The following is a 13,483-nucleotide window of genomic DNA, read 5'->3' on the forward strand; positions in this document are numbered from 1 at the left end:
TTCACACACATACTTTATTTTCAGTATTTATTTATTCATACACTTTATGCATGTAATACTTCATCTAAAAAACGAAAATTCAATCTCATTATGCTATGTACATAGGAGGTTCTTCAATTAAAACACAAAAAAAAAGAAGGGCAAGCCCTTCTTTTTTCCACAATTACTTCTTGTTAACGTTTGTAGCTTGAGGTCCACGGTTACCTTGTTCTACTTCGAAAGTAACTTCTTGACCTTCTTCTAAAGTTTTGAAGCCTTCGCCTTGGATAGCTGAGAAATGTACGAATACGTCTTCTCCGCCTTCAACTTCGATGAATCCGAAACCTTTTTCTGAGTTAAACCATTTTACTTTACCGTTTTGCATGAAAAAAATCCTCCTACAATGTACCTATATGTACATATTCATTTTCAACCACTTTACAAAAATAAGTCAGACATTAAAAAAACTGCAACTCTGAGGAGATTTAACATTGCTATCCTCCTCGGAAGTTACAGCTCATTTAAATCTCTATATTATTAAAAGTAAAATGGTTTAAATATAATATATCATATCAATATAATAAAAGCAAAGTTTTTTTTACTATACAACTTTTTTCTTCCATTGCATTGCTTTTGATTCACCTGATCCAGCTACAACATAGCCTTCTTTTTCGTTCACGATGCGCCAACCATGCCCTTTAACTGAGTCACATACTGTAACAATTCCTTCTTCTAGAAGTACACGACAAACAGTACTAATCCCCGCCTTATTTTGCGTTGACGTTGTATATAGCACATGTTGATCTACACTTAAGTCTAAATAGCTACTTGCTTTTTGCTCACTTTGACATGTGTGCCAATATGTTTTTTCACTCTCTATACTTTCATCTATTTTACAAAAAGAAATATTACCGCTAATCCCCTTGCACGACCCACTGGCTGCTACTAAATAAGAATTGTGTAACGTCAACGCTGAAATCATCTGATTCATTACGATTTTAATCCTCTTTAATTTACGTGTCTCCAAATTAAAGAGCCAAACACCACCATATTTAGCATGTATTTTCGTACCGATAAATAAGTAATGTTTATATAAAAACAACGATCGAATAGATGGTGCTCCGCCACCATATTCAAGAAATGGATGAATGGTTTCCCATGTCGAACCAAAATCATTCGAATGATACAACGTTTTATCTCCATGAGCAATGACAGTTCCTTCTATATTACTACACACGTTCCAACTCGTTGCCTTTGTTGGAAAACGTTGAACCGTCCAATTCTCTCCACCATTCATACTACGAATAAAAATTCCTTCGTCACCTACACCATACACTACATTATCTTCGCTATGTAAATCCCTAATTCGTTTTTGAAAACCATTTAAAATTTGTTTCCATTCTCCGTCTTGTTCAATAAATAAACCATTATATGTAGTAGCTAACATAAGCTTTCCATCTCTTAACTTTGTAATAGCGGTCGCACTTAACATTGTCTCCACGTTGACACTCCCATTCTTAGAACTTCTCAGCAAATGCAATTGCAAAATTATTGCATTTTTCAACATCCTCTTCATCTTCTGGAGCTAGTTCGATTTTCAACCCTTCTTGTACAAGCTCTGCACCGCGCTCTACAAGTCTTTCTTCAAATATCGTTACCGCTTCACAAAATAGTTCATACGCCGTATCACCTGATCCGAATACCGCTACTTTCTTCCCTGATAAATCTATATTTTCTAAGTCATCATGGAAATCTTCCGCTTCAAATGGTAATTCCCCATCTCCCCACGTATAAGATCCTAAAATGATTCCATCATAAGCTAATAATTCTTCAGCATCCATGCCTTCCATTTCTTGCAATACTACTTCATGATCAAAAGCATCTAAACTAACTTTAATTAAATCAGCAATACTCTCTGTATTTCCTGACATACTTGCATAAGCTATTAAAATTTTTGCCACTTTGGCATCCCCCTCTTACAATAAATGATTCTCATTCTCATTATATTAATAATGAGAATCAATTTCAATTGTATTTTTTATTTTTATTTATTCCATATAAAAAAGCACAGATGACTATACAATCATCTGTGCTTTTTATTACTTTTTAAAAATACCAAACGGCTTTCCAACTGGTAAAACAACTTTACCAAAGTGTGTGTTTAACACTGCTGCTGCTGAACCATAGAAAGATAATAATGAAATAAGAAGTTCAGAATATGCTGCTAAATTATGCATTGCATGCGGCATAACACCTAAAGTACTTAATGAAAGACCGATAAATAAGAAATCAATAAGGACGAAAATCATAAATAATACTTTATGTGTTTCCATTGCACCAATTGTCATAAAGATTGTGAAAATTAAATATCCGATAAAGGCTACACCAAGCTGTTTTGAATCTGCAGCTTGTGCTAATTTTTCGCCAAATACTCCAAGTTGAATTAACCAAGTCATTCCAACACCTAGCCAAAATAGACCGTATGCACCGAATGCTGTTGTACCGAATGTATTGTTATGCTTTGCATCGTGAATGCAAGCAAAGATTTGTGCAAATCCTCCTAAAAAGATTGCCCATGGTAATACTAGTGAAACGCCATCTGTTAAGCCTAACTTTTGAGATGATGCTACAAGTGTTACCATCGCTAATCCAAATAGACCAATTCCAGATGGATCTGCTGTTGTCATTTTCACATGATGTGTAGTTGTTTGATTGCTCATATAAACCTCCTGATTATAAACATACTCGAATACAATACTTAAATCAGAAGACTATGTCAATGGTTTTTTTTGTATGTTGTCAGACCTTATATTTTATAATGTTCTAATATACTTTCAACCACTTCATACGGTTTTATATTCACTTTTTCCAACTCATATATCGGCAACCATAACGGAATATAAATCCCTCTATCTTTCATTTCGAATTCTTCAGCTTTACCACTTCCAAAAACTCCACCTACAATATCGGCATTAAAATAATACTCCGTACCCTTATACTCCACCTTTGCAATTAGATGCTCCACTTTTATATGTACCCCTAATTCTTCAAAAATTTCTCGCTTTGTTGCTTCTTCAGGTGTTTCTCCTTCTTCAATTCCTCCACCTGGAAAAACATAGTACGTTTCATCTTCTCGGATACGTTTTATAAGAGCAATTTTCCCTTCCTGCACAATGATAGCTGCGCCGCGATTTCTTGTCATTTTATTACCTCAATACCGATCGCAACTGTTCCCCACTTTTGTTCTTGTTCTTTCGTATATATTTTGTATGTACTTTCTAACATTTCCTCTAAACTATCATTTTCACAATCCAATAATTTTTTATCAATTTGTTCGTACATTGCTTGAAAGTTTTTATATCGTTTTATCTCCGTTACTTTTACAACCATCGTTGCTGCTGTCGTAAGGTTCGTAAATACAATATGATCGCCTTGTTTTATGAGTTGACGCTTTTTATCGTATAAGCGCACTTCATACACTTTTTTTCCTGATTGAATTGACTGAAAAGGTTTAGTATATAATCCCATTTCATATCTCATACATTCCACTCCCATTTATTTATTTTACCTATTAACACTGGTCACCTTACTACACCTTGCATATAATATTCCACGCTTATTTCTTGATTGAGAAAGAAGGTTGAAGAATCATGTTATATTTAAATCAAAAACCTGAATATAGTAAGTATGATATCGGTGATTATACTTATAGTAAAGTAGGTCCAACTATTTTTTCTTGGAATGATGAAACGAAATTAAAAATAGGTAAGTTTTGTTCATTAGGAGAAGAAGTTGTTTTCATACTTGGCGGAGAACATCGCGCGGACTGGATAACGACTTATCCATTTAACGCTCTTTTCAGCGAAGGAGCCCATATTACTGGTCACCCCTCTTCAAAAGGTGATATTGTAGTCGGCAATGATGTATGGATTGGTTATCAATCCTGCATTTTATCTGGTGTTACGATTGGTAACGGTGCCATTATTGGCGCAAAGAGTGTTGTTACAAAGGATGTACCGCCATATGCAATTGTAGCTGGTAATCCTGCAAAATTTGTTCGATATCGTTTCCCACAAGAAACAATTGACAAACTAGAAAATATCTCATGGTGGGACTGGGACATTTCTGTTATAAAAGGAGCTATTCCATTTCTACTCTCCGACAAAATTGATGAATTTTTCAGCTCACCCGAAAAAGAATCTACTTGATTCATACAGAAAGAGCATCCTTCTCTTACAGGATGCTCTTTCTGCATTTATTTTCTCTTTATTTGCAAGTGATCACACGGAGAACATTGAAAAGAAATTTTCCCTAAACAATTAAGATTCGTTTCGCAAATTTGTTCTATCGTTGGAACAAATGGAATAACAACTATATTACTTTCTACTATTTGTGTAACAGGTGGTAACACTGTGCCTACTTGATGTTCGAAACGAATACTTGCTTGATTTATATAATTCCCCGAACCACTTGGGGCACTCTGAACTACTACTTGGAACGAAACTGTTCGTGCTTCACCTGGATTTAAATTCCCTATAAGAAATCCTGATACCGGGCTTACATTTGGTACTAGTGTATTATCAACCGTTACACTTCCAAGGACAAATCGAACACTACTATCTAACATATCTTGAAAACGAATATTTTGTATGACAGTATCACCCGTATTTGTAATAACTGTCGTAAACGTAATGACATCTCCAATCGTTACTGCCTGTAAATCTGCTGTTTTTACGACTGTCGTTGAGACATTTTGAGAAATAAACGGGATAACAACTGTATTGCTATCACCTTCAACTAATACTGGCGGCTCATTCGGGTTTACAATTGCAAGCCCATTTGCTATAGCAGTATTTGTAACTAAATTATTTATTTGTCCTCCTGTTATTACAACTTGGAAATTAATAATGGCTGCATCATTTGGCTGAAAATCACCTAACGGAATACCAGTATTCGGATTGGCAAATGGAAGAGGTACATCATTTACCGTTACCGTGCCATTTATAAATAACGTATTCGGATCAATGATATCTGTTAAAACAATATTCGTCACAGGAACTGTACTGTCATTTATAACGGCAATTCCGTAAGTGACAACATCTCCTACCATTGCTACTTCAAAGTTTGCTCCTTTTGCAACAAATAAGATTGCAGTATTTACCGTTACAATAACTGTATTGCTCGTGTCTATCACTGTAACTGGCGACTCTCCTGGTACTAAAATATATTCTGCTAACGCTCCAGCAACGTTTACTACTGTTCCACCATCCGGAAAACTTGTAATCGTAGCTTTATATGTTACAAGTGCCGTCTCACCAACTGGTATATCTGGTATCGTAAATCCAATTTGCGGATTTCCCCCCGGCTGCAGAACCCCATTTATCGTTACACTATTTGGAACGAAATCAGCTTCCTGAGATAGCACATCGATAAATTGAACATTCATTGCATCAGCAGTACCAGTATTTAATATACGAACCGTATACGTTACCGTTTCTCCTACGCCAACAGTTGAATGGTCTACTTCTTTTAGCATATCTAAGCTACCTCTATTTACCGGCGTAACCGTCGTATTACTTGAATTTGTAATTGTAGACGGAGGTTCTCCTGGAATCAATTCGAAATCACCCGTTACTCTCGCTGTATTCATAATGCTACTAGAAGACGGAACCGAGATTACATTTACTTCAAATGTAATTAATACGCTATCCCCTACAGCAAGATCCGGTAATGAAAAGCCTACAAATGGATCTAATCCTACTTGCGGAATCCCATTTATTTGTACACTTCCAGGAACGAATTCTAAACTAGGTGACGGAACATCGATAAACTGAACATTCGTTGCTGTTACCGTTCCCGTATTTGTAACTTGCACACTATACGTTAACGTATCTCCTAAACGTGTCGCTTCTTTATTTACAGATTTTATAACGCTAAATCGTCCTCTATTCACTCTTGTTATCGTCGTATTACTCGGCTCTGTTACTACAACTGGTAGTTCTCCTGGCACTAAAGTAAAGCTTCCTGTTATATTTGCAACGTTCGTAATTGTTCCTGATGACGGGATGTTTGTAACTGTCGCTTGAAACGTCACTATAACCGTTTCACCAACTGGTATATCTCCAACTCCAAATCCAGTAATCGGATTTAAGTTTGGTTGCGGGGCTCCATTTATCGTTACACTATTTGGTACAAATGACGCTCCTGCTGAAATGGTATCAATAAACTGAACATCATTAGCTGTTACTGTTCCTGTATTCGTTATTTGCACTGTATACGTCAATACATCTCCAACTAGAGTAGCAGCTCTATTTACTTGTTTAATAACATTAAAGCGTCCTCTATTTACAGTTGTGAGTGTTGTATTACTTGGCTGATTTACTATAACTGGTGGTTCTCCTGGTACTAATACAAAACTTCCAGTTACATTTGCCGTATTGGCAATTGTTCCGTTTGACGGAACACTAACAACAGTTACTTGGAATGTGACTTCTACACTTTCACCTGGATTTATATCTGGAAGCGGGAATCCATTATTCGGATTGAATCCAGGTTGTAACACACCGTCTATCGTTACACTGTTCGGCACGAATGCTATAGAGGAAGGTAGTACATCACTATATTGAATATTCGTTGCTGGCACTGTCCCTGTATTTTGAACTACTGTTGTATATGTGATTGTATCGCCTACTGCAACAACCGGCTGACTTACTGATTTTAAAACATTCAAACCAGGCTCATTGATTTCTGTTAATGTCGTATTACTTGTCGTCGTCTCCGTAATCGGTGGTTCTGTTTCACTTACAGCGAATGTAGCTGTAACGTCTACAAAGTTAACAATTGTACCACCTTCTGGTATGCTCGTTACCATCTCTTGATAGGTGACACGTGCAAAATTATCTACATCTACAGGTATATCTGGAACTGTAAAACCGATGAAAGGATCTAATCCTGGTGCAGACACCCCGTTGATGCTCACACTTCCTGGTACAAATGCTACACCAGCAGAAGTCGTATCGATAAATTGAACATTGGTCGCTGGCACTGTTCCGAAATTAAATATCAATACATCATACGTTAATATTTCTCCTACAGTGGCTACTTCCTTATCTACTAGTTTTAACGGAAAAATAGACGCTATATTAATTGTCGTAACGACTAAATTCGTTAATATCGTTTCTGTAATCGGTGGTTCCTGCGGATTTGGTTGTGAAGTAAATGTAACATCTGCATCATTTAAGATGACTTCATTATCTGGAATTTCCGTAATGGTCACTTGGAACGTGACCTCAATACTTCCACCAGCGATTAATAATGGCGTAACTGTAAATCCTATTTCTGGATTTACACCAATTTGCTGCACTCCACCTATCGTTACACTACCTTCTACAAACGTTGTTCCTTCTGGTATGACATCTTGGAAGAACACATCTGTAACTGGTATAATTCCTACGTTTGAAATGAGCACGGTATACGTTAATACATCTCCAACCGCTCCAGTTGCAACGTCAACTGTTTTTGTTGCTGTTACTTCACCAGGAGGAGGTAATGGTATTGTAACTACCGTTGTATTACTTAAGTTCGTTGTTGTTACAGGTGGCTGTAAAGGATTTAATAAGAAAGTGGCTGTAGCAGATGCTGTATTTAATACTGCTCCACGTGTAGACGGTGCAACTACCGTAACTTGGAACGTTACTTTCACTGATGTTCCAGCTGCAATATTAGGAAGCGGAAAACCAACATTTGGGTCAAATCCTGGTTGTTGCGTTCCATTTATCGTTACACTATTTGCTACAAATGTTGTTTCTGGAGCAATTGGATCAAGGAAAGAGACATTCGTTGCTGTTACTGTACCGTTATTTCGAATGACAACAGAATACGTGTAAATTTCTCCAAGTGCTGCTTGTTGTACAGAAGAAGATTTTTGTATATTTAACTGTGCTGTGTTTACTTGCGTCACCACAAAATTACTATTTGTAACAGTCGTTATTGGAGGATTTGCTGGATTTATAAGAAAACTGGCAGTAACGTTCGATTGGTTTCTAACATTTCCACCGCTCGGAACACTCGTCACTGTAACTTGAAACGTAATCGTAGCCGTTTGCCCGACCGGAATATTTGGTACTGGGAAACCTGCCATAGGATTCGCGCCTTGCTGAACGACTCCATTTATCGTCACACTATTTGCTACAAACGCAGTACCGGACGGAATTGGATCTTGAAAAATAATATTCGTTGCAGGAACAGTTCCTGTATTTTGAATAAGAATCGTATACGTTAACGTATCCCCTACTCCTGCTTGTGGTGTATTTACACTCTTCATTATATTAAGTGATCCTACATTCACTCGCGTCACAACAGTATTACTAATCGTTACAATTGTAATTGGTGGCTGGAGAGGACTTACTTGGAAATCAGCAGTTACATTCGCATTATTCGGAAGAACTCTATTTGGTGGTACACTCGTGATTGTTACTTGGAAAGTAACTGTTACCATCCCTCCTACTGGAATATTAGCAAGTGGAAATCCAGTTGTCGGGTTCAAACCTGGTTGAGGTGTCCCATTTATTGTTACACTATTCGCTACAAAAGTAGTTCCAACTGGAATCGGATCAAGGAATGATACATTTGTCGCTACTACTGTTCCACTATTTTGTATACGAACTGTATACGTTAACGTATCTCCTACACCGGCTTCAGTAGCACTTACACTTTTCATTACATTTAACCCTGAAGAATTCACGACTGTCATAACAGTATTACTTGGTTCTGTTACAGTAATCGGTGGCTCTGTTGGATTTACAAGGAAATCTCCAGTTACATTCGCATTATTTACAACATTGTTTCCTTGAGGAATTTCATCAATTAACACTTCAAATGAAACAATTACATTCGCGCCAGTAGGCAAATCATTTAACGGGAATCCAAGTTCTGGATCTGCACCTTCTTGTAAAATACCATTAACCAATACACTGTTTTCAATAAATAATGTCCCTTGTGGAATTGAATCTTGGAAAAATACATTCGTAGCTGGCACACTACCTGCATTTATGATTTCAATTGTATATACTAAAACATCCCCTACAGTTGCAACATCTGTATTCACTGATTTCACAACTTCAAAGTTACCTGATTGTACAGTTGTATTCACAATGTTACTCGGAACATTGATTGTTACGGGTGGTTCACTCGGATTCACTTGAAAACTTGCTGTTACATTTGCTTGATTTAAAATATCTTCATTTTCTGGATCCTGTACAATTACTACATCAAATGTAACTACGACTGTTTGAGCCGCAGGGATATTAGGAAGAGAAAATCCTGTATTCGGATTCAATCCACTTTGTGGTACTCCATTAATTGTTACAGAATTTGCAACAAATGAAACAGCGGAAGAAATAGCGTCTTGGAAAAATACATTTGTTAACGAAACGTTTCCTGTATTTTGAACGGCAATTGTGTACGTTAAAGTGTCCCCTACTGCGGCTTGCGTTGTATTCACTTCTTTTATTACATTTAAACCGCCTGTATTAACTTGTGTCACAACTGTATTCGTTTGTCTATTAATCGTTATTGGTGGCTGATTTGGAATAACGACGAAATTAGCAGTTACATTTCCGCGATTCGCAATCGTGCCTCCTGATGGCGTCGATGTAACTCGTACTTGAAATGTAACAGTCCTACTTCCGCCGGGAGATATATTAGCTACTGTAAACCCAGTCGCTGGATTTGCTCCAGGTTGTGAAATCCCATCCACAGTCACACTATTTGCGATAAATGTCGTTCCAATTGGGATTGGATCTTGAAAAATAACGTTCGTTGCAAGTACATTTCCTGTATTTTGAATTGTTACCGTGTACGTAAGAACGTCGTTAACCGTTGCAAAAGCTTTATCCACTGTTTTTCTCGTTGTTATATCAGCTATATTAATTGTCGTAACTACAGTATTACTTGTCGCTTGCCCTGAAACTGGTTGTTGACCAGGCACTGGAGTAAAGGTAAATGTTGCACTTGCACGGTTCGGAATTGGATTGACAAGAGGGTTCGATGTTACTCGAACTTGAAAGCGCACTACGGTCGTTTGCGAAGCATTAATACTGCCTAGATTAATACTACTTGCTGGATTCGCTCCTGGACGTGCTACTCCGTTTACCGTAACGCTGTTTGCTACAAATGTTGTTCCTGCAGGAATACTATCAACAAAAATAACATTGTTTGCAGTAACGTTTCCATTATTCGTCACATTAACCGTGTACGTTAATACATCATTAAGCGTTGCCGTCTGTAGATCTACAGATTTTTGCATACTTATAGTTGCTTGATTCACTGTCGTTTGTACTGTATTCGAAGAAGACATACTAGTAATAAGTGGACTACCGACGAAAGGACGGAATTGATATGATACCATTGCACGATTTGGAATAGGATTGGGGTTCGGAAACGATGTTATTCGCACTTGAAAGGTAACAATTCTTTGCGTATTATTTGGGATTGTACCTAAATTAATTCCAGTAGCAGGGTTTGCATTCGGCTGCGTTACTCCCCCTATCGTTACACTACCTGCAACAAACGTCGTTCCGCTCGGAATACTATCACGTAATACAACGTTTTCTGCACTTCCTGTTCCTGTATTTGGGACCGTAATCGTATAAGTGAGAGTATCCCCTACCCCTGCGACTGTTCTATTGACCGATTTAACAGGATTAATAATTGGACCTGTTGCATCAATTTGAACACCAAAACCAGCTGCAGCGTATCCATCTCCATTTGTAACAAATCGAACAGTTGCTGACGTTTGATTGTTTACTAAAGATGCGGAGGCATCTACATTCGTAATATCCCACCCCTGTCTTCGGACAGCCAAAGCTACCCCTAACGGCTGATTTAAATCTCCAAATGTACCGCTCGTATCTAAATTTCCGCTGTCATTACAAATTTGAGACTGGAAGAAATTATTTGCAGGGTTTCTCGGCCCGAATAATGCAACTGTAGCACTCGCATTCGGTCCAAAGCGAAGTTGATCTCCAGAAATGTTAGAATCACCTTCTTGAGCAGTTACAAGTACCCTTCCTGTTACAGCTCCTGTAGCTGGCGTAGCAAATCCGGAAATAGTAGCATCAACTGGTGGTGATGAAGCATCAATAATTTCTTGACCTGCATATACTGACAAATTTCGAAGTGGTAAACTTGCATTTTGATACACAACCTCAAGCGTCCAGCCCGCTGAACGGCTAATTGTTGGGTCAGCTGAAGTTCTTGTAGCTGGCACAGCACCCGTTGTATATGTGCCTCCCCCACCTGCGCTAACAAGATTCGTTACATTGGCAGAGCGAGCATAATAAAACTGGTTTCCTACTGAACCTTGCTGCGCGGTAGCAGGATCTGGCGTAACAGAAAACGTCCCTGCTGGCGTTGTAAATGTAATGTTATCATTTAAAAATGGTAAAACATCTTCCGTATCAGTCCGGAAAGTACCAGCCCAAACTAATTCTGCATATAACACACTGCTTCCCGCTGGAAGATTTAAAATTGCACTAGAAGAATTCAATCGCCAGTCATCCGTTGTACCCGCTGGGAATCCTGGTACTTGCAGCGCTGTATTTACTGTCGTAAACACAGCAAGTGTACCAAAAATATTGCCTGGCGCAGGCGATGTAGGGCTAAGCCCTAACGTATTCCCCGTAAACGTGACAGCACCAGGTACTGTTGTCGTAAAACGATTTATAAAAGGCACACAATCATCTCATTTCAATTATAGTAAAAAGTGCTCTATACTATAAAATGTAGACAAACTATACTATGTACGTTGTCCAACAAAATTCCGCACATATGAGAGGGGTTTATAAAACTATGCGCTACGTTATTATAACAGGAACTTCACAAGGTTTAGGTGAGGCTATTGCCACACAATTGTTAGAAAAAAATACAACTGTCATCTCTATTTCTAGAAGAGAAAATAAAGAGCTTACGAAACTCGCAGAACAATATAATAGCAATTGTGTTTTCCACTCCTTAGATCTTCAAGATGTACATAATTTAGAAACGAACTTTAACAAAATCATTTCATCTATTCAAGAAGACAGTGTATCTTCTATTCATTTAATTAATAATGCGGGTACGGTTGCTCCTATGAAGCCAATTGAAAAAGCAGAAAGTGAACAATTCATTACGAACGTTCACATTAATTTACTTGCACCTATGATTCTCACCTCCACTTTCATGAAACATACGAAAGAATGGAAAGTAGATAAACGTGTTATAAACATTTCATCTGGTGCAGGAAAAAATCCTTACTTCGGATGGGGCGCTTATTGTACAACGAAAGCTGGCGTAAATATGTTTACACAGTGCGTAGCAACGGAAGAAGCAGCAAAAGAATTCCCAGTAAAAATCGTCGCTTTTGCACCTGGCGTTGTTGATACAAATATGCAAGCACAAATTCGGGAAACAAATAAAGAAGACTTCACAAATTTAGATCGATTCATCGCATTAAAAGAAGAAGGAAAGCTATTATCACCTGAATACGTTGCAAAAGCTATTCGTAACTTACTAGAAACCGAAGACTTCCCTCAAGGCGAGGTTATTAGAATTGATGAATAACAAAAAGGCGTGCTATTTTAGCACGCCTTTTTGTTCTACTTCTCTAAAAATATAAGCACAGACTCCGCAATTTGTTCATAACCAATTTCTTGATAAATTTTATTCGATGTTGGATTCGCTAAATCAGTATATAACGTAGTCGTCTTGTAACCTTCATCTAACATACGTTGACTAAGTGCCGCTACACAATTAGAGGCGTATCCCTTTTTCCTTGCTTCTTTAGGCGTATATACGAAATTAACTGTTATATTATTTTTAGTTGGACGTGTTTTTGCTGCTACAGAAACAAGTTTTCCATCTATTTCTAGACCAAATAAACGATGATTAGTAATTAATGTATGTGCCGTTTGTTTTGCTTCCTCTTTCGTAGTAGGAAGATTCACATCTTCGCAAAATTGGTATATCCACTGTTCTATTAATGTTAGCTCATCACTATTTACTTCTCGAAAGACTTCATCTCCGTTCCACTTTTTCTTCACTTGTTTTAATTCATATATACCTTGCTCCATCGCAACAGTAGTTTTCTTATTTTCTAACACTGCAATCTCTTCGGCTAATCTCTGTACAATTTTCTTATTACCGATTAATCCAGGAACATTTGGATATACTTCCGCTAATTTTTTGGCAAGTTCCACGATGTCCTCTTCCGCCATTTCAGACGTAGCAACAATAATTTGTTTCTTCTCTTCTGTTTGAAGAAATACAACCGCAATTTCTTCTCCTTGTTTCGCTATCCCCATAAATATCGGTTGGTGGACCATTTGTAATACGCCTAATATGAGATTATTTTCCTGCTCATTCTTTTCTAGAAATGGTGTAACCTCTTCTTTAAAATTAACAATCTCTTCATATACATGCAATTGAATCATCGACAATCTCTTCTCTCTATTTATAGTTTTATTAA

At 37.5% G+C, this 13,483-nt stretch carries 10 protein-coding genes; 2 read left to right on the forward strand and 8 right to left on the reverse strand.

All coding sequences use genetic code 11. From position 1 onward, the window contains the following. Nucleotides 1-163: 163 nt before the first annotated feature. The 6 genes from cspB to ACTFNE_RS10985 form a co-directional block, all read right to left on the reverse strand. Complete coding sequence (gene cspB / locus ACTFNE_RS10960) at nt 164-364, reverse strand: cold shock-like protein CspB (protein ID WP_001179150.1); 201 nt, start codon at nt 362-364, stop codon at nt 164-166. Between the two features lie 216 nt (nt 365-580). Then, nucleotides 581-1,480 (reverse strand): WD40/YVTN/BNR-like repeat-containing protein, encoded by a 900-nt coding sequence (locus tag ACTFNE_RS10965; RefSeq protein ID WP_000449509.1) that lies wholly within the window; start codon nt 1,478-1,480, stop codon nt 581-583. Between the two features lie 16 nt (nt 1,481-1,496). Beyond that, on the reverse strand, nt 1,497-1,940 hold the full coding sequence (locus tag ACTFNE_RS10970; RefSeq protein ID WP_046198294.1) for a flavodoxin: 444 nt from the start codon (nt 1,938-1,940) through the stop codon (nt 1,497-1,499). Nucleotides 1,941-2,078: 138 nt separating this feature from the next. Then, nucleotides 2,079-2,699 (reverse strand): acetate uptake transporter, encoded by a 621-nt coding sequence (locus ACTFNE_RS10975; protein WP_000070938.1) that lies wholly within the window; start codon nt 2,697-2,699, stop codon nt 2,079-2,081. Between the two features lie 86 nt (nt 2,700-2,785). Continuing rightward, on the reverse strand, nt 2,786-3,181 hold the full coding sequence (locus tag ACTFNE_RS10980; protein WP_000197781.1) for an NUDIX hydrolase: 396 nt from the start codon (nt 3,179-3,181) through the stop codon (nt 2,786-2,788). Beyond that, the gene (locus ACTFNE_RS10985; RefSeq protein WP_046198293.1) at nt 3,178-3,519 is read right to left on the reverse strand and encodes an ASCH domain-containing protein; all 342 of its coding nucleotides are present in this window, start codon (nt 3,517-3,519) and stop codon (nt 3,178-3,180) included. The genes ACTFNE_RS10980 and ACTFNE_RS10985 overlap by 4 nt, the downstream gene beginning before the upstream one ends. Nucleotides 3,520-3,629: 110 nt before the next feature. Here ACTFNE_RS10985 and ACTFNE_RS10990 point away from each other — a divergent pair, with 110 nt between their 5' ends. Then, entirely contained in the window at nt 3,630-4,187 is a 558-nt protein-coding gene (locus ACTFNE_RS10990) for a CatB-related O-acetyltransferase (RefSeq protein WP_000966320.1), read from the forward strand. Nucleotides 4,188-4,234: 47 nt separating this feature from the next. Here ACTFNE_RS10990 and ACTFNE_RS10995 read toward each other — a convergent pair whose 3' ends face one another. Further along, entirely contained in the window at nt 4,235-11,713 is a 7,479-nt protein-coding gene (locus ACTFNE_RS10995) for a DUF7507 domain-containing protein (RefSeq protein ID WP_270705008.1), read from the reverse strand. A gap of 116 nt (nt 11,714-11,829) precedes the next feature. On the opposite strand from ACTFNE_RS10995, the gene ACTFNE_RS11000 reads away from it, so the two are divergent. Continuing rightward, nucleotides 11,830-12,579, forward strand: coding sequence for a (S)-benzoin forming benzil reductase (locus tag ACTFNE_RS11000; protein ID WP_001271062.1), 750 nt, complete (start codon nt 11,830-11,832; stop codon nt 12,577-12,579). Between the two features lie 35 nt (nt 12,580-12,614). Here ACTFNE_RS11000 and ACTFNE_RS11005 read toward each other — a convergent pair whose 3' ends face one another. Next, on the reverse strand, nt 12,615-13,448 hold the full coding sequence (locus tag ACTFNE_RS11005; RefSeq protein ID WP_270705007.1) for a GNAT family N-acetyltransferase: 834 nt from the start codon (nt 13,446-13,448) through the stop codon (nt 12,615-12,617). Nucleotides 13,449-13,483: the final 35 nt, after the last annotated feature.

The organism is Bacillus cereus group sp. MYBKT111-2 (genome assembly GCF_051915205.1).
Taxonomy (GTDB): Bacteria; Bacillota; Bacilli; order Bacillales; family Bacillaceae_G; genus Bacillus_A; species Bacillus_A paranthracis.

Excerpts from the sequence above, each read along its gene's own strand:
- cspB (WP_001179150.1), bottom strand. The coding sequence starts at position 364 with ATGCAAAACGGTAAAGTAAAATGGTTTAACTCAGAAAAAGGTTTCGGA.
- ACTFNE_RS11000 (WP_001271062.1), top strand. The coding sequence starts at position 11,830 with ATGCGCTACGTTATTATAACAGGAACTTCACAAGGTTTAGGTGAGGCT.
- ACTFNE_RS10985 (WP_046198293.1), bottom strand. The coding sequence starts at position 3,519 with ATGAGATATGAAATGGGATTATATACTAAACCTTTTCAGTCAATTCAA.
- ACTFNE_RS11005 (WP_270705007.1), bottom strand. The coding sequence starts at position 13,448 with ATGATTCAATTGCATGTATATGAAGAGATTGTTAATTTTAAAGAAGAG.
- ACTFNE_RS10980 (WP_000197781.1), bottom strand. The coding sequence starts at position 3,181 with ATGACAAGAAATCGCGGCGCAGCTATCATTGTGCAGGAAGGGAAAATT.
- ACTFNE_RS10975 (WP_000070938.1), bottom strand. The coding sequence starts at position 2,699 with ATGAGCAATCAAACAACTACACATCATGTGAAAATGACAACAGCAGAT.
- ACTFNE_RS10990 (WP_000966320.1), top strand. The coding sequence starts at position 3,630 with ATGTTATATTTAAATCAAAAACCTGAATATAGTAAGTATGATATCGGT.